The organism is Streptomyces lothianensis, assembly GCF_047779955.1.
In the GTDB taxonomy this organism is placed as follows: Bacteria; Actinomycetota; Actinomycetes; order Streptomycetales; family Streptomycetaceae; genus Streptomyces.
This window is the reverse complement of record NZ_JBLMKT010000083.1, coordinates 70,050-90,708: the sequence shown is the minus strand read 5'-3', so window position 1 is coordinate 90,708 and position 20,659 is coordinate 70,050. Positions and strand designations below refer to the sequence as shown.

Sequence of the window (20,659 nt, the reverse complement as noted above, 5' to 3'; positions counted from 1 at the left end):
CCGCAGTCCGCCTGAACCAATCAAGATCGGACTCTACGAAACTCGGGGCAGCTCAGTACCTCCCCGGGGCCGCGCCCGGGTGCCACACCAGGCTCTCACCTGGCATTTGCGCCAACCATATGAGGGCGCAACGCCCGCTGCCGCGACAGCACCTGTGAGCGGCCGAGTAGCCCCTGTCCCGCCAGGCGCTGCTCGGCCTTCCGTGTGACGGTGGAGGGAGACGTGGTCAAGACCCGTGGCCTGAAGCTTGTCGGAGGTGTACTGCCGTGACGTGTGTGGATCGCCGAGACGTCGGTCTCCTGCTTGTTCGTCTGGGTGTGGGCGGGCCGTTGTTCGCGCACGGCGCGCAAAAGCTCTTCGGCTGGTTCGGGGGGTCCGGCATCAAGGGCACTGCACAGTTCATGGAGGAGCAGGACTACAAGCCGGGCATGGTGAGCGCGGTCGCCGCCGGAGCCGCGGAGGCGGGCGGCGGAGCCCTTCTCGGCCTGGGCCTTGCCACGCCCGCGGGTGGGGCGGCGGTGGCGGCGAGCATGCTGGGGGCGGCGGCGGTGCACGCGCCCCACGGCTTCTTCGGCTACGCCGGAGGCTACGAGCTGAACACCATCTACGGCGTGGCCGCGGCCGGTTTGGCGTTGACAGGGCCCGGGCGTCTCTCCGTGGACCACGCGTGCGGCTACCGCTTGGACCGGCCCTGGATGGCGCCCGCGGCGTTCGCTGCCGCCGCTGTCCTTGCCTGGGCAGCGGTAGGAGCACGACAAGCACGGTTGCGCGACGCCCAGAGCACATCCGAACCGTCCTGAGTTGGTGGGCCGGCGCGAGGCGTCGGGGGCGTGTTCAGCCCCGGTCCTGCGGGTCGAGTCGGCATCCCATCCCCGCCAGGTCAGCGGCGGTGAGCAGAACGTCCCGGAGTATCTGGGGGGGGTGAGTCGGCCGGTGAACGTGTTGCGCTGGCTGACATGGAAGGAGCCGAAGACCTCCAGCCCGTCGAGCGTCACGCGGGCGCCGTGTCCGAAGCCGGGCCGCGGTCGGGACACGCTCCAGCCCGCCTCGGCGAAGGCTGGCAGGGCAGCCTCCCAACCGAAGGCGCCGAGCACGACCACAGCCTTCAGAGTGGGCTGCAGCAGCCGTAGCTCTTCCACCAGTCAGGGGCGGCAGGTATCGCGCTCCAGCGGAGTCGAGGCATCGGGTGGCCCGCAGCCCGGGATCGGGCGGCCCCAGTAGGTCCGGTCTGCGAAGGCGGCGCGTTTGGTGTGGGCCACCTCTTCGCGCCACTCGACCAGCCGGGGGCAGTCCCGGCAGTCGGAGATCCGACGGTCGAGTTCGGCGAGTGGGCTGCCTTCCATGTTTTCCACGATATCGCCGCCCAGGGCTGTGGCCGGGGCGCAGTGGAGAACCGCCGGCGTTCCAGGCGCAGGGGAGGCGTCGCGATCGACGCTAGATCCAGATCAGAACGGGATGGGAGTCCAGAGTCCGGCGAAGCGAGGCGTCGAGCGGACAGGGGAACTCGAGTTCGTGGCCGAACCGGCTGTCCACCACCGTCGTCGAGTCTTGCCGCGGTGGGGTGGTACGGACCCGGTCGACAAGCTGGTCGAATGATGAGTGGGGTGTTGCCAGATAGTAGAGCGACTGTGACCGCGCGGGCGCGGGCGCTCGTCCGGCGTGCCCGATCCGCGGAGTGAAGTATGCAGGGCGCGGACGCCGGGGTTGTCCCTGCTTCCCCCGTAGCCGGGCGGCGTACAGCAGCCCCCGTGGCGTGACCACGAAGCGTTCCGAGGCAATGTGGACGTCACCGAGGATTTCTGTCCTGCCCCAGGACACGGCGGCGTGCTCGGCGAGTTCAAATCGCCGCTGCCCGTCGTCGGTGAGGAGCTTTTCGACCTCTGCTCGACGCAGCTGCGGGGCAGAGCCGAACTCCGATCCGAAGTATCGCCACAGGAGTTCGTCGGGGAAATCTGACGCATGCCTGCTCATTTCCGTACCCCTCAATCCCATGCCTTGACCGTGTGCCAGGACCGGCACCGAATCGGCGCCGACAAGCGACCTACTCAGAGTCTGGTCAGCGCGCCCCCTTGTGTATGGCGACGTGGTCTGTTTTATCGCTCCTTTTTATCGCTCTTGATTTCGTATCGAGGGTCGCTTTCACCGCAGCAGCGTGTGTAATCCCAGCCGTCGGGTGCAGGAGGTGGCAGCCCGGACGTAGACGCGGCCCTCGTCGTCGACCTTCACGTCCCAGCGCGGTGCGGCGACCGTCGCGGGGCCGCGCCTGACCGTGCCGTCCAGGAGCCGGAAGACGCTGCCGTGCCAGGGGCAGCGAATGCATTCCCCGTCCACGACTTCGCCCTCGTCGAGCGGGCCCGCGGCGTGAGTGCACGTAGCCGAGATCGCACTCACGAATCCCTCGTGCTGGACCAGCACCACCGGCACTCCGCCCGCCGTCACCCGGTGCGGTCGCCCCTCCTGCAGGCCGGACAGTGCCGCAACGTCGGTCCACTCCTCGACGGTGTGCTCGAAGGCCGTGTGGTTGACGCCGACGCCCCGTACGAACGACAGATGCCCGCCCAAATAGGCGGCGCACGCGGTGATGCCGAGGCCCGCCCCACCAAGTACGGCCCCCGCCCGGTGTCGACCCCTGCGGCGGGCTACCCAGGAAGCAGCCTGAACCGCCGCGGCGGTCACATTGCATACGGCGTGTACGAAGCCCGCACGTTGTGTGGCGCCGGAGGTCTCCGACCAGTCGGACGCGCCTGTCGCCGCGGCCGGCAGTGTGGCGAGCAGTCCCAGCCCGACCAGTCGGCGGGCCGATTCGGTTCCAGCCCGTCCCGCGGTCACGTCCAGCGCGAAGGCCATCGTCCACGCGCCGATGGGCAGGGCCGTCAGCGCCGGGTGCACCGGATGCCCCAGCCAGGTCCCGGACAGGGTGTTCTTCACCGCGTTGGGGCGCGTCATCCGGCCCACCCAGCCGGCGGCCGAATGGCAGGCACGGTCGAGTGCCCGCAGCCCTTCGACCTCTTTGATCAGACTCTGCATCACGATGATCCCTCGTCCTTCGGTCATGACGAGTGACGTCCTGAAGCCTGCTCACCTCACGATCTCACGAAGGCCGCAGGCCGGCCATACAGACAGTTCTAGTCGACTGTGTTCGTTCCGCCGTTCTTCTCCTCACCGTCCTGCCAACGTGGGTCCGATTCCCACTGGGTAGTGCGCTTGCGGGCGGTTTCGATGGCTCGCGCGGCCTCTTCACTGGATGCATAGGGCCCGAGGCGATCCGCTGCCCGGCATGCGGGGCCCTCCTCGACTGATTCGTGCTTGAGGCAGTAGAACCACTGACCCGCCTCTTCTGCGGCGCTGCTCGGGAAATGTGTCATAAGGGCATCGTTCCTGCTATGGGGTACGAACGCGATTTCGGTGCCGCAGAAGATCTTCGATGCCTGTCCATGGCTGTCCTCGTGATCGCCCCCGCCGGAGGACAGGCCCTCGGCACGGGCCGCAGCACCTTGTTCGCGAGCAGGGCCGGGACTCACGCGTAGCTTCGACCTCACTGCGATCCGGTGATCCGGGCCAGCAGAAGGTACGCACGTTGCTCCATGGCGGCGAGTTCGGCGGGGTCTATCTCGGCCTGCCACAGTTCGCCTGCTGCGGCGTCGTCGGCCGCACGCAGTTCCACGACTGCCGCGGCCAGTTGTGCCTGTAGTACCGGGAGTGGCGGCCGTGAGTGGTCGGTCAACGCCCGCTCCGCCCGCTCGGTGGCTTCGACGCATGCGGCCAGTGCCCGTTCCGCCCTGACCGCGGCTCGGTCATGAACGACCAGAAGAGCGCAGACGAGCCCAATGGTGATCCCCAGCAGGCTGCTCAAGGCCCGGTCCGCGACGAGAACACCGGCCGGTTCGGGATCGGCCAGGTCGGTCAGCAGCAGGGCGAGAGGCGTGAGGAAGACGACGCCCAGGCCGTAGTTGCGTACGACGAAGTACTCCAGCAGGAACTCCAAGAGCACGATCACCAGAACGAGCACCGTGGGAGTCGGGCCGGCGGCCAGTACCCCGAAGGCAAGGAGCAGTCCCGCGACCGTTCCGAAGGTGCGCTGAACGGCACGCTGCGCTGCCATGCGGACGTTGACGGAGTGCAGCACCGCGGCGGCCGCGATCGCCGCCCAGTACCCGTGGCCGAGGCCCAGGGCGAGGGACAACCCGCCCGCCACGCCGGCACCGAGTCCCATTCGTAGCGCCGGGACGGCGAGGGTCAGCAGACGGCCGCGGCCATCGGACTGCCGACCCATCAGCAGCTCGGTGGCGCGCCCGGTGGCTGGAGCACCGGGCCCGATCGCTGTGGCGCCGCTCCGGGGTCCGCCCCGGTCGCCTGGGGACAGGAACGTCAGCTCGGCGACGAGAGCAGGGGTCCGGCGGCGCCAGTCCACGAGAACCCGGATCTGGCGGCGCAGATGTCGCGGCAGACCGGCAGGGGCAGCCTCAGGCCGGTGCGCCGAGTCGATCAGCAGCGACCAGGAGAAGTCGGCCAGGATCACGCACACATCCGCCCGGCCACCTCGTTCTGCGGCCGTCGGGGGCAGTACACCGAGCGACTGGTAGGCCTGCACGACCGCGGCGGTGGCGTGTTGCCGGGGAGCCGGGCCACCGCCCTGTGCCCCTGCCGCCTCCAGGAGCGCGGCGAGCTCACGCAGCGCCGTGGCCACCGCCAGGCGCTGGGGCCGGTCTGGTTGCACCAACCGCCCGGATATGGCCAGCGCCCAGGCCACGACCGCTCCCACGGCGGCCAGCCCGGTGTGCGGGAGGACATCGCCGATGGCGGGCGTGCCGTTCGCCGACACGGCGAACGAGAAGAGGAGCAGCACGGCTCCGAGCCCGCCGAGCCTCGCCGCGTCGCATGCGAACTTCGCCAGCCCGGCCACCACGGCCATCGCCGCGACCACCACGGCGGCACCGGCCGCGTTTTCCCGGGGCTGCACCCAGGCGGCGAGGGCGGAGCCCGCGCCCACGCATGCCGTCATGGCGCAGGCGACCACCGCGAGGACTCGGGCGCGCCGAGTGTAGGGAAGGTTGCGCCCGAACGCGGTGGTGAACGTGCCCATCATGGCGAAGACGGAGTCCGTGGCCCGTCCCGACAGCACCAAGGGCAGCGTCGGCAGCGCCATGGCTACTGCGGAACGCAGCGCGAAGGGGAATGCACCGTCCACTCGGTGCAGGGCGAACGCGCCGTGCGGAGAGAGCACTCGTGCCACGCCCGCCACATGCTCCCGCGGGCCGCGACCGGTCATGACAGGACAGGATCGGCACGAACGGGCCACGGCCGACCGAGGGTGGGATCCAACACGCGCCGACCCATACCTCGGAGCCGTCCCGGAAGACCTGAGGCTTCCAGATCGGCACTTCGTGCTTGAGGTCCTCGACGAGGCGACCGCAGGCGGTGAAGGCCTCGCCGCGGTGAGGGCTGGAGACGGCTGCGATCACCGCGATGCCCTGGTGCCTCCATGGCGGGTCTCCTCGGAGAGCGGCAAGAGTGGCGGATACGTACGGCGCAGTGGCGGTCGGGCTTCGCTCATGGTCCGGGTACGTCCAGGACCTCCACGGTGGCATTGGCCGGTACGCCGCCGGGCGGGACCACGGCGAGGCCGTCGGCGCATACGAGGCCGCGGAGCATCGCGGGTCCGTCGAACGGGAGCTGCGTCGCAGCGCCGTCGTCCATGCGGAGCACCGGCACGAGACGTGTGTCGTGGGGGTGCCCCGGCAGTGCGTGGGTGATCGTCGCACGACGTTGCTCCGCGTCCGCGTGCCCGCCCAGGCGGCGCAGCAGGGGCGCTGCCAGGGTCACCGTGCCGGCTACGGCGGCCAGCGGATTACCGGGCAGACCGACAAGGTGGCGAGGCCGGCCGTCCGCGGCGGGGGAGAGCCGGGCGAGCAGCATGGGGTGGCCGGGGCGTACGGCGACCGAGTCGACCAGCAGTGCGGCGCCCGCCTCGGCGAGGGTGTCGTGCAGGAAGTCCACCGGTCCGGCGGCGGTGCTGCCGGTGGTGACCACGACATCGGCGGGGGAGCTGAGTACAGCCTCCCGCAGAAGGGCGAGGTCATCCGCCACGATGCGGTGCCTGATGATCTCGGCGCCGAGGCTGTGCAGCCATGGAGGGAGCAGCGGGCCGAGCGCGTCGCGGACCTTGCCTTCCCTGGGCGGGCCCGATTCCAGCAACTCGTCGCCGAGTACGAGAAGTTCCACCCTTGGACGGCGGTGCACCAGAAGGCGGTCGTACCCGCAGGCCGCCGCCATGCCCAGCACGGATGGGGTCACGGCGGTGCAGGCCGGGACCAGCCCCTCTCCGGAGCGGCATTCCTGACCGCGCGGGCGGATGTCGCGGCCCGATGTCAGGTGTCCCGAGCCCATGGGCTGGTCGTGCAGTACGCCTGCCTGCTGGTCCACCGTGCCATGTTCGCGGCGCAGAACGGCGGTCGCGTTCTGCGGCAGTTGGGCACCGGTTGCGATGGGGACGGCGGTTCCTGCGCGCAGTGGTTCGGGCTGCCCGCCGGCCAGTACAGCGGTGTCCTGCAGCCTCCATGGCCCCGGTCCGGCGACGGCCCAGCCGTCCATGGCGGAGGTGTCGAACGGCGGCAGGTCGGTCAGCGCCGCCAGCGGTTCGGCGAGCGCGTGGGCGTAGGCCCCGCCGAGGTCTCGGGTCACAGCGGGCAGTGGAGGTGCGGCGTCGCGGGCGATCGCCCGGGCCTGCTCCCACGTGTGTGCGGTGCGCGCCGCATCGAGAGGGAGCGGTGGCCTGGCGTCATGAACCGAGCTCGATGGCCCGGCGTCGGGTGCGGTCGTGCGTGCTGTAGTCATACGGTTCCCGGCCTGTTCTCGCGCTCGCTGGACCAGCGCTCGGTTGGCGCTTCCGCCCGCCGGTTGGCCTCGGCGACCGCCGCGGGCCCGCCGCCGGCCTGTGCGGCGGCGACGCCGACCAGGAAAGCCGTGAGCGGGGCGGCGGGCCGTGGCACGCTGTGGGCGACCATTTTGGTCATGCCCAACAGATCGGCGACGTCGACATCGTGGTCGAGGCTCAACTCGGTCTTGACCTCGGCGATCCGTTCATGCAGCCGCATCCGGCTCACCCTGTCCTCTCATGTCCATGTCGTACGAGGTTGTCCCTGTCGCGCGGTCCTGACGCGTGAGGCGGCAGGTGGGGGCGGTGTCACCCGCCGATGGCCGACATCGGCCGTTGCGGACGGCGGAACTCCGAACTGCCGATGGCGTGTCCGGGCCCCTTGCCCGCGACCGAGGTCCGCCAGGCCGCCTCCAGGACCGTGTCGTCGGCGCCGCCGCGGAGCAGGGCCCGCAGGTCGGACTCCTTGCTGGCGAAGAGGCAGTTGCGCAGCTGCCCGTCCGCGGTCAGCCGCACCCGGTCGCAGTTGCCGCAGAACGGTCGGGTGACACTGGCGATGACGCCCACCCGGGCTTCGGTACCAGCGATCCGCCACTCCTCGGCGGGCGCGTTGTCCTGCCGTGCGACCGGTACGAGGTCGAACCGCTCGCGGAGGCTGTCGAGAATCTCCTGGGCGGTGACCATCCGCTCGCGGTCCCAGGCGCCCTGCGCGTCCAGGGGCATCGACTCGATGAACCGCATGCGGTAGCCGTGCTCAGCGGCGTAGGAGGCCAGATCGGCGATCTCGTCGTTGTTGACGCCGCGTACAGGGACCGCGTTCACCTTGACCGGGTCCAGGCCCGCGCAGCGGGCGGCGCGCAGGCCGTCGAGTACGTCGGTGATCCAGTCCCGCCGGGTGATCTGGGCGAAGCGTTCGGGCCGGAGCGTGTCCAGGCTGACGTTGACCCTGCGAAGTCCGGCCTCTCGCAGGGCGGTGGCGCTGCGGGCAAGACCGATGCCGTTGGTGGTGAGCGACAGTTCCGGAGGCCGGTCCAGTGAGGTGAGGCGCGCGACCAGACCAGGAAGTCCGCGACGCAGCAGTGGCTCACCACCGGTCAGCCGGACCTCCGTGATGCCCAGGTGCTGCGTCGCGATCCGGACGAGGCGGACCACTTCGTCTTCGGTGAGCACCTCGGCGCTGGGAAGCCAGTTCAGTCCCTCGGCGGGCATGCAGTACGTGCACCGCAGGTTGCACCGGTCCGTGAGCGAGACCCTGAGGTCCGTGTGGACACGGCCGAACCGGTCCACCAGCGGCGCGGTCGGCCCGGTGGATGTGCCGCTGCGGTGGTCGGGGCGCGGTCGGGGCACTGCTCTGCCTTCTTCCTCCGCCCGTGGGCAGTCACGCGGTGCGGCATCGAGGACGGAGTCCGACGCCGCCGCCGCTCGGCGGCGGCGTCGGACGAGAGACATATGTCGTCAGGCGCCCGGCACCCGGACCCGTTCGCTGACGGCACGCGCCGCAAGGGGTTGAATCGGGCAACTCCCGGCAAGCAGATGCTGGGATCGGCCTGGACGCTCATCAGGCTAACGGCTGCCGCGGCGCGCGTCGGGCAGGTGAGCACGGCCAGGGGAGTGTCGGTAGCGCAGGATTTCAAAGCCGATCCCCCTGGTCCGCTGACGTCGTGTTTCTTTGGCGCTTTCCTTGTGCACTGGAAACCGTCCGTGAATTTTGCGCGGTCGTCAAATACGAATGTCCGATCGTTAGATCGGTGGCGGTTATGGCGGCGCATAGAGCGGCCCTGACCAGGTGCTCGACAAGCGGTCGGGCGTGCATAGGTGCCCCCTATCAGGCGATCGAAATGCCTTGTTTGACGTGAGGTTGCAGGGCGACGGAAGCTGCCATGGCCGCGGGTCCCGATGCGTGTCCAGCGAACGTGGATATTCGGTGTGCGGTTCCGGGCGTAAACAGGGGGGGCGGGCGTAAACAGGGGGGACGGAAGGAAGAGGAAAGCTGATATGAGCGGCATCGAGGATCCGAGTGACGATCTGAAGGTCACCCCGCCCAAGACCTGGGCGACGGGTCTGCCTGCGGTGACGCACGCGCTGGAGTACTCCCTGAGCCAGACGTCTCCGCGGCGCACCATGCTGACGCTGCTGAACATCAACCAGGCGAAGGGTATCGACTGCCCCGGCTGTGCCTGGCCCGAGCCCGCTCCGGGCAAGCGGCACATGAACGAGTACTGCGAGAACGGTGCCAAGCACATCAACGACGAAGCCACCTCACGGCGCGTCACACGGGACTTCTTCCGCGAGCACTCCATAGCCGAACTGGACTCGAAGTCGGACTACTGGCTCAACCAGCAGGGCCGGCTGACCGAACCCATGGTCAAGCGGCCCGGCGCGACCCACTACGAGCCGATCGGCTGGGACGAGGCCTTTGCTGTGCTCGCCCGGGAGCTGAAGCAGCTCGCCTCTCCCGACGAAGCGCTGTTCTATGTCTCCGGCCGGCTCAACAACGAAGCCGCCTTCCTCCTCCAGCTCTTCGCGCGGGCGTACGGCACCAACAACCTCCCGGACTGTTCCAACATGTGCCACGAGTCCAGTGGATTCGCCATGGCGGAGACACTCGGCGTCGGCAAGGGCACCGTCTCACTCGACGACCTCCACCACTCCGACCTGGTCTTCGTCGTGGGGCAGAACCCCGGCACCAACCACCCGCGGATGCTGTCGGCGCTGGAGGAGACCAAGCGCAACGGCGGCCAGGTCGTCGCCGTCAACACACTGCCCGAGGCCGGGCTGCTGCGCTTCAAGCACCCGCAGCGGCCCCGCGGAATCATCGGCAAGGGCACGCAGATCGCCGACCAGTTCCTGCACATCCGGGCCGGCGGCGACCTCGCCCTGTTCCAGGCACTGAACCTGCTGCTCCTCGAAGCCGAGGACGCCGCGCCAGGCACGGTAATCGACCACGCTTTCATCGAGAAGAACACCATCGGCTTCGATGACTTCGAGAAGCACGCGCGCCAGGTCACCTGGGAGCACGTCGTCGACGCGACCGGGCTGTCCCGCGAGGAGATCGGCGAGGTCTTCCAGCGGGTCCTGAAGGCGGACCGGATCATCGTCTGCTGGGCGATGGGACTGACCCAACACAAGCACGGCGTCCCTTCCATCCGCGAGGTCATCAACTTCCTGATGCTGCGCGGCAACATCGGCAGGACCGGGGCGGGCGCCTGCCCCGTGCGCGGCCACAGCAACGTCCAGGGCGACCGCACCATGGGTGTGTGGGAGCAGATGCCCAAGGAGTTCCTCGACGCCCTGGGACACGAGTTCGGCTTCACTCCGCCCCGTCACCACGGCCTGGACGCGATTCACGGCATCCGCTCCATGCACAAGGGCCGCGCCCGGTTCTTCCTCGGTGTCGCGGGCAATTTCGTACGTGCCTCGCCCGACAGCGACGTCACCGAGCAGGCGATGCGCAACTGCCGCCTGACTGCGCACATCTCCACGAAGCTCAACCGTTCCCACACGGTCTGCGGCGAGACCGCGCTGATCCTGCCCACCCTCGGCCGCAGCGACCGGGACATACAGGCGTCCGGAGAGCAGTTCGTCACCGTCGAGGACTCGATGAGCGACGTCCATGCTTCCCGCGGCAAGCTGCCGCCCGCCTCCCCGTACCTGCTCAGCGAGGTGGCGATCATCAGCCGCATGGCCCGCGCGACCCTCGGCAAGAGGTACATGATCCCGTGGGAGGAGTTCGAGGCGGACTACGGCACCATCCGGGACCGGATAGCCCGCGTCATACCGGGCTTCGAGGACTTCAACGCCCGGGTGTCCGAGCCGGGAGGTTTCCACCTGCCCAACCCGGCCAACCACGGCGTCTTCCCCACCCCCAGCGGCAAGGCCGTCTTCACCCGCAACGAGTTCACCGCGCCACGCGTACCCGAAGGACACCTCCTCCTGCAGACGCTGCGCTCCCACGACCAGTGGAACACCATCTGGTACGCCCCCAACGACCGCTACCGCGGCATCCACAACGCCCGCCGCGTCGTCATGGTCAACCCCGCCGATCTCAAGCTGCTCGGGATCGCGGACGGCGCAGTAGTCGACCTCGTCAGCGTCTGGCACGACGGCAGGGAGCGCCGTGCGGAGAACTTCAAGGTCGTGGCCTACCCGGCCAGCCCCGGCTCGGCCGCCGCCTACTATCCCGAGACCAACGTGCTGGTGCCACTGGACAGCGTCGCCGACATCAGCAACTGCCCGACCTCCAAGGGGGTGGTGGTACGCCTGGAACCGGCGCGCGACCCCGGATGACCGGGCACGTGGCGTGGGAACGCGGCGTGACCGGTCCAGGGCCATACCGTCGTCCGTCGAGCCGGGACATGAACGACTCGGACACACGAACGGCGGAACTGGGGTCCGCGGAGAAGGAGCTCTCATGGGACGAGTGACGGCGCGACGACGGATCCTGCGTATCCGGGACGGCGTGCCTTCGCACCGCCCGGACACCCTGACCGTCGAGGAGCCGATGGAGATCCGTGTCGGTGGGCGTCCGCTCACCGTGACCATGCGCACGCCAGGACACGACTTCGATCTCGCGACCGGCTTCCTGGTGAGCGAGGGCGTGGTGCACAGGGCCGAGGACGTCTCCGGAATTCGCTACTGCGCCGGCGCCACGGACGACGAAGCCAATACCTACAACGTGGTGGACGTCGTCCTGTCGGCAGGCGTAGCCCCGCCGGACGCATCGCTGGAACGCAACTTCTATACAACGTCCTCGTGCGGACTGTGTGGCAAGGCCAGCCTGGACGCGGTACGCACCAGCGCGGCGTGGTCCGTTGCGGAGGACCCGCTGCGCATGGGGCCGCAGGCCCTGTCGGCCTTCCCCGACCGACTGCGGGAGGCACAACGGGTGTTCGACAGTACCGGCGGTCTGCACGCCGCCGGGCTCTTCACGACCGACGGTGAACTGCTGTGCCTGCGGGAGGACGTCGGCCGGCACAACGCAGTGGACAAGGTCGTCGGGCACGCCCTGCGCGCAGGACTGCTGCCGTTGCGCGGAACCGTACTGATGGTGAGCGGGCGGGCCTCCTTCGAACTGGTGCAGAAGGCATTGATGGCCGGAATCCCGATGCTGGCGGCCGTTTCCGCTCCGTCCTCTCTCGCCGTAGACCTGGCAGCGGACAGCGGACTGACTCTGGTCGGCTTCCTGCGCGGTACGGCCATGAACGTCTACACCGGCGCCGAGCGCCTGGAGGCGACTCCGGTGGCATGACGGGCCCACTGACCTTACCGCTGTGGCCGCGACCGCGGTAGCGGGCGTCGCCACCTCACAGGCGTCGTCGCGGCGCCCGGCGCAACTGGTGGACCCCCGTGCCGGGGCTGGGGATGATGTGCCGCCTCCGGGCGAGGAGCGTGAGCGTACCGGCCACGGTGACGCCGACGACATTGACCAGCAGCTGGAGGAGGGCCTCACCGCAGAGGTGCCATTCACCCGCGATGGCGGCAAGCACGGCGAATCCCGCTGCCGGAACGGTCGTGACGGAGATGAAGACCCCGACCAGCGGACCGGACTTCTCCGAGGTGAGCGCGATCATTCCGGCGGTCCCGGCAAGCAGTGCGACGATGACGGAGAACGGCCCCACCTGGTAGATGAAGGCGACCTCCTGCAGACCGTTGAGGTCGTTGGGCTCGAACAGGCCGATGAGGCGGGCGAAACCGGTCAGCGCGGCGGTGACCAGCATCGCCAGCGGGAAGCCGACCCCGAGCGCGGCACCGGCGGAGACCGCCAGGCCGCGCCGACGGCCCGCGAAGGCGACCGCGAGCGCGGCCAGCGGGCCGAAGTCCGGGCTCACCACCATCGCGCCCACGATGGTGACCGCCGAATCGGTGACGACGCCGACCGTGGCGAGCAGACAGGCGATCGTGAGAAACGCGAGAAAGACGAACGTGAGCCGACTCTCCTCCCCGGTGGTGGCGACGACTTCGTCCCAGATGACGGCGTCGCTGCTGTCGCCGGGCGCGGAGCGTTCGGCCGCCGCGGCACTCTCCGACAGCATCGTGTGCATCGGCTGCAGACTGACCTCGCCGCGACGGGGTACGCCGTGCGCGGCCAACTGGTGGAGGATGTCCTCCGCGACCTCGCGCGCGACGACGGCCTCGATGACATCGCCGCCCTCGGGGGACTTGCTGATGCCCTGGGCGACGGTGACGTGAGCCACTCCCGGCTCGGCGTCGAGGATGCCCGTCACAATGGCACTCTGGCTCCGCTCACAGATCACCTTGATTTCCATCACGAGGTCAGTATCCGGACGAAGGGCAGAATTCCACGGGAAGCGTGTGGTCTGGCGGTTGGTCGGTGTCGCAGGCAATCCGGCGGCGGTCGTCATGGTGGGCCGCGACCGGATGGATGTGTCACAGCGCAAGGCTTTGCGTTTCGGTGGGGCGCCGGGTAAACCCGTCACGTGCTGTTTCGCCAACTCGAATATCTGGTGGCCCTCTCCCGCGAGCGTCACTTCGCCCGCGCGGCCGAGTCGTGCTACGTCTCCCAGCCGGCCCTGTCCGAAGCGATTCGGAAACTGGAGGACGAGCTGGGTGTCCCGCTGGTGAAGCGGGACCGCAAGTACGAGGGACTGACTCCGGAGGGCGAGCGCATCGTCCTACGGGCCCAGCGCCTCCTCGCCGACCGAGATGCCCTCAAGGACGAGGTGGGAGCCTTGCGTGCGGGGCTCACCGGACGGTTGCGGATCGGTTCGATACCCACGGCCTCCGGCGCGGTCGCCCTTCTCACAGGGCCGTTCTGCGCGGCGCATCCGCTGGCCACGGTCGAGGTGTCGGCCGACCTGCAGTCACGGGATGTGCTGCGCCAGGTGAGGGACTTCGAGATCGACGCGGGCATCACCTACGTACACGAGGAACTGCCCGCTGGCTTCCGCGTCCTGCCTCTGTACGAGGAGCGGTATGTGCTCCTGACCTCGGTCCCGGAGGACCCGGCTGCACAGCCGACGGTGACCTGGGCGGAGGCGTCACGGCTGCCGTTGTGCCTGCTGACCGGGGCGATGCAGGGGCGCCGCGTGCTGGACGAGGTGTTCGCCGGGGCGGGACTGAGTCCGGCGCCCCGAGTCGAGACCGATTCGGTGGGCGCGCTGTTCGCTCACGTCAGGTCGGGCCACTGGGCAAGTATCGTCCCGCACGCGTGGCTGCACGTCTTCGGAGTCCCGTACGGGATGCGGGCCATGCCACTGGTCGAGCCCGCTCGACGGATTCCGGTCGGCATCGTGACCGCTGCCAGGGAACCGGAGTCGGTGATGGCTCGTGCTCTGATGGACGTCGTGCGGCACGTGGACGTGGCGACCGCTCTGGAACAGCTGCCGGGTGGATGACGCCCGCGTGCCGAGCTGTGCGCCTCGTCGGCGCGCCGGCAGAGCGATTGGGGATCATCCCGGTCTGCGCCTCGGCCTTGTCCAGCACTGCGGCGATGGCGGGATCGGAGTCGTTCTCGGTGTGGGCGGGCAGGAACAGCGAGCGCTTGGTGTGGGCCATGACGGGTACTCCTCGAGCGCGCGTGGCGGATGCCGGCGGGCGGTCGGGTCCGCCGCGGCGCGACCTAGTGTCCTGAGTCTGTAATTCGTCGGCAGTACGAGGCCAGGGATTCGAGGATCTGGTCAGCGGTCTTCGTCCAGACGAACGGCTTGGGGTTGTCGTTCCACGAGTCGATCCAGGTGCGGATGTCCTTCTCCAGCGCCTGGACCGACTTGTGGACACCTCGCCGTATCCGCTTGTTCGTCAGCTCCGCGAACCATCGCTCGACCAGGTTCAGCCAGGACGAGCTCGTGGGCGTGAAGTGCATGTGGAACCTGGGATGGGCCAGCAGCCACTTCTTGACCGCCGCGGTCTTGTGGGTCGCGTAGTTGTCGCAGATCAGGTGGACATCGAGTTCTCGCGGGATCTCCTTGTCGAGTTTGGCGAGGAACTTCTTGAACTCTTCCGCCCGGTGGCGCCGGTGGAGCGAGCCGATCACCTTCCCGCTCGCCGCGTCGAAGGCCGCGAACAATGAAGCTCCGCCATCTTGAAGTGGCTGGTCAGCGGGGTGGCGTGACCTCGTTTCGGGGTGCTCGTGCTGGTCGTGGGCGGCAGTCTGGGGTGTAGATCGTCTGGCAGAGCGGTTTTGCCGATGAGTTCACCGTCCTCGAACGGTCTACCCAACGACACGACCGTTCTCGACAGGAGTGCCATGTCCACCATCCAGCCGGTGATCCTGACTGCCGACCAGGACGTTCTGCTCGGCTTCTATACGAAATTGTTCGGCGCTGAGGAGATCTTCCGGGTTCCGGAGGAAGGCCCGGCCTTCTACCTCGGCTTGCGCATCGGCGACACCGACCTCGGCCTGGTGGCCAAGGCGAACCCGGGGACCGGGACGGCGCCGCGGATCCTGCTCAGCATCGGTGTCGACGACGTCGATGAGACACTCGGCCGGGTGGAGGCACTGGGCGGCTCGGTCAGCAGCGGCCCCAACAACATGCCGTGGGGACAGCGCGTCGCCCACATCAAGGACCCCGACGGCAACCCGGTGAACCTCACTCAGCCGATCCCGGCCCGGTGACGCTGTTCCGCGCTGCTTGTGCTGATCGTGGGCTGCTTGCTGTAGAGATCAATTGTCGGTAGCGGCCTCGATGTTCGTCAGGACGAGCAGCGCGCGAAACAGGTGGGTGGCGCGGGCGGGGTCAGTACGGAGCTTGGTGAGGATCCGCCAGTTCTTCAGATGGGCAAAGCCGCGTTCGACGGGGACGCGTCCGGCGTCCCGCTCCTCCGCCACCGCGTCGTTCTGATCGCCCACCTCCGCCGCCGCTACGCGGACCGGACGACCGTGTCACCGAGATGATCTCCGCCTACGAAAATCTTGCCAGAGCCAGAAGAGTCCGTACGCCGACACCCCATCTGCCCGCTGGTCCGCGGAAGCTGCTCAAGAAGTACGTGGATGCCGGACATCTGGGAGTGAAGTCCGGCCAGGGCTTCTACACGTACGACACCCCGAGCTGACGCAGACGACGAAAACGGGCCCCGGAGGGCCCGTAACAGTTTCGGCCGAGAGGGTGTCAGGCGTCGGCAACTGCGAGCACCAGGAGCTCGTCCGTGCCCTGGGGGGTGTCGTAGGTGATCGCATCGTGGGCACGATGGCCCAGAAGCGCGCGGCCGAGCGGACTGTCGGCGGTCACCAGGCTATGGTCCTCCGCGTCCGCGATCTCACCGATGTGGAGCGTGGCTTCGGTGCCGTCGGCGAACCGCACTGTCACCGTACTGCCCACACCCACCACACCGGCCGACGGGGCCCCCGCGGTCGCCGCCGTCCGCAGCCGCACCTCGATCTCGTCGATCCGGGCATCCAGCCGGTCCAGCTCGGTGGCACGCATCAGCTCGTCCGCCTGATCGGCCCGGTCGCCGGTCTCGTCACCGCCGCCACCCCGCAAGGTGGCCGCAACCGCCTCGCGCTCGATACGCAGGTCATTCAGCTCCCGCAGCAGCGCCTCGCGGGCGACGGCGCTGATGGGTTCGGGGCCACCGTTCATTGCAGTTCCCGTCCTGCGGGTGGCGCATGCAGCGCCACTGGTCAAATGGGGACATCGCGAAGATATCAGTCTGTTCGGTGCGTCATAGGGTAGGCGGCTCGTACCGCGCCGGCGGGCATCCGGCGCCTCTCGGCAAGGTGACGCGACCCGTCGTAACCATCGCAAGCAGGCCCAACTCCCCTCCGGCAAGACCTTCGAGTCCTGGATAGAGGGGGACTCCTCGATCCCCGCACTGAGTGACTGTGCAGTCCCAGCTCTTCCTTGACGCGGTTGATCCTGGACTTGCTTGACGGTCGCGGGAGACTTCTGACGGTCCGAGCACATCCCTGACGGGCGGGGCTCGTTGTACGGGCATGGGCGAGATAGCCGAGCCGGCTGCGACTGCCGATGAGGACTGGACAGTTGAGCACCGTTTCCGGGCTGTGGTGGAGGTGCTGGACGGTGCGCCGGTGGCCGAGGTCGCCCGCCGATACGGAACGTCGCGGCAGTCTCTGCATACCTGGTTACGGCGGTTCCGCGAGTACGGACGAGACGGGTTGAAGGACCGGTCGAGGCGGCCGCACAGCTCGCCGTCGCGGGTGTCGACCGAGGTCGAACTCGCCGTCTGCCAGCTGCGGCAGACCTATCCGAAGTGGGGCGCCCGCCGGATCGCCCACGAACTGGCCGTACGCGGGGTCGCGGACGTGCCGGGCCGTTCCACGGTGCACCGCATCCTGGTCCGCAACGGCCTGGTGAGCCACCAGGTCCAGGTCCACCGCCGCGTCTACAAGCGGTGGCAGCGGGACGCCCCGATGCAGCTGTGGCAGATGGACCTGATGGGCGGGGTATTCCTCGCCGACGGCCGGGAGTGCAAGCTCGTCACCGGGATCGACGACCACTCGCGGTTCATCGTGATCGCCACGGTGCTGGTGCAGCCGACCGGGCGAGCGGTGTGTGAGGCGTTCATCGAGGCGATGCGCCGCTTCGGGGTCCCCTCGGAGATGCTGACCGACAACGGCAAGCAGTTCACCGGCCGCTACTCCAAACCGCTGCCCACCGAGGTCATGTTCGAGCGGGTATGCCGCGAGAACGGCATCAACCAGCGACTGACCAAGCCCAAGTCGCCCACCACGACCGGAAAAATCGAACGGTTTCACAAGACCCTGCGCCGCGAGATGCTCGACCACTCCGGCCCCTTCGCCGACCCAGTTGTGGCCCAGAGTGCGATCGACGCTTGGGTCCACAGCTACAACCACACCCGGCCCCATCAGTCGCTGGAGATGGCCACTCCGGCTCAGGTCTTCCGCCCGCACACCCTCCCGGCCGGCGCGTCGGAGGCCGCAAAAGGCGTGGTGGCCGAGTCGAAGGCGGGGCCGTCGGAACCGATGCGGCTGCCGGTGCTTCCGCCGCCGAGTTCGTCCGAGGAGAACCTCCCGCTCCAGGCCGTGGAGTTCGAGGCCGTGGTCAGCCCGGGCCGACACGTGATGCTGCCGCAGGCACGCAGCCTGAAGTTCAGCCCGACCCTGGTCGGTCGAACCGTCACGGTCTGGGTCAGCCACCGCACGGTTCACGTCGTCCTCGACGGGCAGCTGATCAGGACTCGGTCCATGAGCTTCACCGACGCAGACCTGCAAGGGCTGATCTTGCGGGGCGGACGGCTCGGCGGCCCCGAACCGCAGGGCGGTATCAGCACGGACAAACCTCTGGAGCCCGCGGCTGTCGTCGAAGTCGATCGCAAGGCCACCAAGGACGGCGTGGTCTCGCTCGGTCAGACGCCCGTCGCCCTCGGCACCGAACTGATCGGCAAGCACGTCACCCTGCGATTCGACGGCAGCCTGATGTATGTGATCCACGCCGGGCTCCTGGTCAAGACCCTCACCGCCCCGATCCCGCACCAGCGCCGCGCGAAACTCACCGGCGCCCGGACCGCCACCACGCCGCTGCCACCACCACCGTCGCAGCCACGGCGAGCGGTCCGGCGGGTCGGAGCCGACGGCACCTTCGTTGTCGCCCGCCACAAGCTCCGCCCCGGCGTCGCGCACGCCGGCAAGACCGTCACCGTGGTCATCGAGGAGACCTGCTTCCGCGTCCTCGACGGCGAGGTCGAGATCTCCACCCACCCGCTCAAGGGCGGCCCCGTCACCCGCTACATCGCCGATCCCCGCTGACCGTCAACCCTCAGCTGGGACCGTCAAGCATCATGCGAGACACCGTCAAGCAAGTCCCGGGACCGAACTGTCAAGCATCTCCCCGGACCTCACATCTGGGGAGAACTACATGGCCGTTGACACACTGAGATCGTTTCATCCTCATTCCTGCAGGTCACCGGCCCTGGTGTGGTCTGGGAGTGACGGATTCCTGCCGGTGGACATCGTGATCACTTCGGGGAGATCATCCGTCACCTCTGAACCTCGGTATTCGCCAGGACGAGGAGGGCACGCAGGAGCGTGGTCGCGTGTCGGGCGTTCATGCGGACCTTGGCCAGGATGCGCCAGGACTTCAGGTTGGCGAAGCCTTGCTCTGAGCTGCTCTGCGTTTCGTGGAGTCCCGACGCTGCCGCAGCAGCACGCGGCAGTCCGTCGCCCAGGACGCATCGCCGTCGTCCAGGTCCTTGCGGGCTGCGGTCCTGGTGACCCACCCATCGGACCATCCAACCCCGTGTACTATGCGCACTCGATTCGCAACACTCTGTAGCCAGAGGGGTCCTCTCCATGCGTTCATCACTGCGCGCGCTCGCGTCCGGCTCCGCCGTCGCCGCGATGACTGCCGCCACCCTGCTCGCTCCGCCGTCCTCCGCTTCCGCCGCCCCTCGGGGGACGCGGGAGTTCACCGAGACGGCGTCGTTCACCGTTCCCGCGGGTGTGGAGGCGCTCCAGGTTCGCGCCTGGGGTGCCGGGGGCGGGGGCGGAGGGGGTGACTACCGGTGGATCGCCTCGATGTGGCAGGCCTGCCCCGGTGGGGGTGGCGGTGCGGGCGGCTTCGTGGAGGGCAACATCCCCGTCAAGCCGGGAATGACGGTAAGGATCAGGGTCGGGGACGGCGGCGCCAACGGAACTCCCGCCGACGAGGAGCGAACGGTGGCCGGTACACCGGGGGTCAAGGGCGGCAACAGCGCGGTCCTGGTCTCGGGCCGGCGGGTGATGTGGGCCGAAGGCGGCCAGGGTGGGGACACGATGGCCGCGCCCGGCGTGGGCGGCCACGGTCAGGCGACGCCGAAGGTTCCCGGCGGTGGCGGCGGGTTCGTCCGCCGGGGCGGGAACGGCGAGGGAGGGAACTGCGGATACCGCACCGGTCCCCCAGCAGCCGGAGGCGGCTACCCGGTGACGATGGGGACGGTGAACCCGCCCGGGTTCAGGGGCCAGGGCGGGCAGGGTGGAACCCCCTGGCGCGAGAACAGCATCGCCCAGGTCGCCAAGCCCGGTATCGACGGGTACGTCATCGTCCGCTGGTGACGTCGGCACCGGACGATGGTGACGTCGCCGCTTACCCGCAGAGCGCCGCGCGGGAGTGATGCTGCCGAGAAGGTTCCCCGGATTGGCAGTTGGGGCGGCTGGATGGGTGGTGAGCTGCCCCGGGTTTCGTTGAGTCGGTGATCTTGTTTCAGGCGGACTGATCGTTTCATCTTGAACTCGCAGGTCACGGGCCTGGTGTGAGTGACGGCTGATGTACTCGGGCTGGTCGGGGGGAGAGATCGTTAGCACGTGGTCGTCGGTCACGGGCAGGGTATGGCGTTCTGGGGTGGGGGCGGCCGTTGGCCGCGTAGCTTCCGCTGTATGACGGATGTGCTGACGTGGACGGTGCAGCAGCGGCTTGAGCTGGAGGAACGTGCCCAGCTGTTGCGCAAGGAGCTGGCCGGTGTCGAGGCGCGGCTGGCTCGGTTGGAGGCTGCCGAGGTGGTCTTCGGGGGGCGGGCGGAGGCGACGGACAGTGGGCGGAGTGCGTCGGGCATCGTGGAGCCGGAGCCGGAGCCGGAGCCGGTAGTGGTGACGCCGGGTGCGGCCGGGATGCGGCTGGTCCCGGACCGTGCTGACGGGATGGGTCTGGAGGCCCTGACCTCGGACTATCGGCGGATTGTGGAGATCGTTGCCGACGCGGACGGTCCGGTGATGGCGAAGGATGTGGCCCGGTCGCTGGGCCGGGAGCTCACTCCCGGCAAGGTCGAGCCCGTCCGCGGCCAGCTGCGCAAACTCGCCGACCGGGGATGGCTGTCGCGGACCGGAGCGGGCCGCTACCTGCCACGTTGACCTGGCCGGATCGCGGGCAACAG

General features: G+C 68.9%; 18 protein-coding genes and 4 pseudogenes. 10 read left to right on the top strand and 12 right to left on the bottom strand.

Annotated elements, in window-relative coordinates:
- The first annotated feature begins 266 nt into the window (after positions 1-266).
- Entirely contained in the window at positions 267-800 is a 534-nt protein-coding gene (locus ACLF6P_RS29275; protein WP_415954434.1) for a DoxX family protein, read from the top strand.
- Between the two features lie 34 nt (positions 801-834).
- On the opposite strand, the pseudogene ACLF6P_RS29270 reads toward ACLF6P_RS29275, so the two are convergent.
- Positions 835-1,343: pseudogene (locus ACLF6P_RS29270) on the bottom strand (uracil-DNA glycosylase family protein).
- Between the two features lie 436 nt (positions 1,344-1,779).
- Between ACLF6P_RS29270 and ACLF6P_RS29265 the strand changes: the two are divergent.
- Positions 1,780-1,956: a hypothetical protein gene (locus ACLF6P_RS29265; RefSeq protein WP_415954433.1), complete on the top strand. Its 177-nt coding sequence runs from the start codon at positions 1,780-1,782 to the stop codon at positions 1,954-1,956.
- 183 nt (positions 1,957-2,139) lie between these two features.
- On the opposite strand, the gene ACLF6P_RS29260 is transcribed toward ACLF6P_RS29265, so the two are convergent.
- From ACLF6P_RS29260 to moaA, 7 genes and pseudogenes are all read right to left on the bottom strand, one after another.
- On the bottom strand, positions 2,140-3,054 hold the full coding sequence (locus ACLF6P_RS29260; RefSeq protein WP_415954432.1) for a Rieske (2Fe-2S) protein: 915 nt from the start codon (positions 3,052-3,054) through the stop codon (positions 2,140-2,142).
- A 71-nt stretch (positions 3,055-3,125) separates the two neighbouring features.
- Positions 3,126-3,365, bottom strand: coding sequence for a hypothetical protein (locus ACLF6P_RS29255; protein ID WP_415954431.1), 240 nt, complete (start codon positions 3,363-3,365; stop codon positions 3,126-3,128).
- 170 nt (positions 3,366-3,535) lie between these two features.
- Positions 3,536-5,269, bottom strand: coding sequence for an FUSC family protein (locus ACLF6P_RS29250; RefSeq protein WP_415954430.1), 1,734 nt, complete (start codon positions 5,267-5,269; stop codon positions 3,536-3,538).
- Positions 5,270-5,321: 52 nt separating this feature from the next.
- Positions 5,322-5,468 (bottom strand): annotated as a pseudogene (locus ACLF6P_RS29245) (molybdenum cofactor biosynthesis protein MoaE); the annotation flags it as partial.
- Between the two features lie 82 nt (positions 5,469-5,550).
- Entirely contained in the window at positions 5,551-6,834 is a 1,284-nt protein-coding gene (locus tag ACLF6P_RS29240) for a molybdopterin molybdotransferase MoeA (RefSeq protein ID WP_415954429.1), read from the bottom strand.
- Positions 6,831-7,094, bottom strand: coding sequence for a DUF6457 domain-containing protein (locus ACLF6P_RS29235; protein WP_415954428.1), 264 nt, complete (start codon positions 7,092-7,094; stop codon positions 6,831-6,833). The genes ACLF6P_RS29240 and ACLF6P_RS29235 overlap by 4 nt, the downstream gene beginning before the upstream one ends.
- Positions 7,095-7,183: 89 nt before the next feature.
- Complete coding sequence (moaA, locus tag ACLF6P_RS29230; protein ID WP_415954427.1) at positions 7,184-8,221, bottom strand: GTP 3',8-cyclase MoaA; 1,038 nt, start codon at positions 8,219-8,221, stop codon at positions 7,184-7,186.
- A 648-nt stretch (positions 8,222-8,869) separates the two neighbouring features.
- On the opposite strand from moaA, the gene ACLF6P_RS29225 reads away from it, so the two are divergent.
- Together ACLF6P_RS29225 and fdhD are read left to right on the top strand one after the other, a co-directional pair.
- Positions 8,870-11,161, top strand: coding sequence for an FdhF/YdeP family oxidoreductase (locus ACLF6P_RS29225; protein ID WP_415954426.1), 2,292 nt, complete (start codon positions 8,870-8,872; stop codon positions 11,159-11,161).
- 124 nt (positions 11,162-11,285) lie between these two features.
- Entirely contained in the window at positions 11,286-12,122 is an 837-nt protein-coding gene (fdhD, locus tag ACLF6P_RS29220) for a formate dehydrogenase accessory sulfurtransferase FdhD (protein ID WP_415954425.1), read from the top strand.
- 55 nt (positions 12,123-12,177) lie between these two features.
- Here fdhD and ACLF6P_RS29215 read toward each other — a convergent pair whose 3' ends face one another.
- On the bottom strand, positions 12,178-13,140 hold the full coding sequence (locus ACLF6P_RS29215) for a DUF389 domain-containing protein (RefSeq protein WP_415954435.1): 963 nt from the start codon (positions 13,138-13,140) through the stop codon (positions 12,178-12,180).
- Positions 13,141-13,311: 171 nt separating this feature from the next.
- Between ACLF6P_RS29215 and ACLF6P_RS29210 the strand changes: the two genes are divergently transcribed.
- A complete protein-coding gene (locus tag ACLF6P_RS29210; RefSeq protein ID WP_415954424.1) occupies positions 13,312-14,229 on the top strand; it encodes a LysR family transcriptional regulator in 918 nt (305 codons plus the stop codon).
- 224 nt (positions 14,230-14,453) lie between these two features.
- Here the strand turns inward: ACLF6P_RS29210 and ACLF6P_RS29205 are convergent.
- Positions 14,454-14,993, bottom strand: a pseudogene (locus ACLF6P_RS29205) (IS630 family transposase); the annotation flags it as partial.
- Positions 14,994-15,080: 87 nt separating this feature from the next.
- Between ACLF6P_RS29205 and ACLF6P_RS29200 the strand changes: the two are divergent.
- Positions 15,081-15,449, top strand: coding sequence for a VOC family protein (locus ACLF6P_RS29200; RefSeq protein WP_415954423.1), 369 nt, complete (start codon positions 15,081-15,083; stop codon positions 15,447-15,449).
- A gap of 48 nt (positions 15,450-15,497) precedes the next feature.
- On the opposite strand, the gene ACLF6P_RS29195 is transcribed toward ACLF6P_RS29200, so the two are convergent.
- A complete protein-coding gene (locus ACLF6P_RS29195) occupies positions 15,498-15,683 on the bottom strand; it encodes a hypothetical protein (RefSeq protein ID WP_415954422.1) in 186 nt (61 codons plus the stop codon).
- Positions 15,684-15,796: 113 nt separating this feature from the next.
- On the opposite strand from ACLF6P_RS29195, the pseudogene ACLF6P_RS29190 reads away from it, so the two are divergent.
- Positions 15,797-15,886: pseudogene (locus ACLF6P_RS29190) on the top strand (3-hydroxyacyl-CoA dehydrogenase family protein); the annotation flags it as partial.
- A gap of 56 nt (positions 15,887-15,942) precedes the next feature.
- Here ACLF6P_RS29190 and ACLF6P_RS29185 read toward each other — a convergent pair.
- Entirely contained in the window at positions 15,943-16,413 is a 471-nt protein-coding gene (locus ACLF6P_RS29185; RefSeq protein WP_415954421.1) for a GreA/GreB family elongation factor, read from the bottom strand.
- A 362-nt stretch (positions 16,414-16,775) separates the two neighbouring features.
- Here ACLF6P_RS29185 and ACLF6P_RS29180 point away from each other — a divergent pair, with 362 nt between their 5' ends.
- The 3 genes from ACLF6P_RS29180 to ACLF6P_RS29170 all read left to right on the top strand — a co-directional run bounded on the left by ACLF6P_RS29180 (position 16,776) and on the right by ACLF6P_RS29170 (position 20,636).
- The gene (locus tag ACLF6P_RS29180) at positions 16,776-18,560 is read left to right on the top strand and encodes an IS481 family transposase (RefSeq protein WP_385860455.1); all 1,785 of its coding nucleotides are present in this window, start codon (positions 16,776-16,778) and stop codon (positions 18,558-18,560) included.
- A gap of 543 nt (positions 18,561-19,103) precedes the next feature.
- Positions 19,104-19,844, top strand: coding sequence for a glycine-rich domain-containing protein (locus ACLF6P_RS29175; protein ID WP_415954420.1), 741 nt, complete (start codon positions 19,104-19,106; stop codon positions 19,842-19,844).
- A gap of 321 nt (positions 19,845-20,165) precedes the next feature.
- Entirely contained in the window at positions 20,166-20,636 is a 471-nt protein-coding gene (locus ACLF6P_RS29170; RefSeq protein WP_415954419.1) for a hypothetical protein, read from the top strand.
- Positions 20,637-20,659 lie beyond the last annotated feature (23 nt).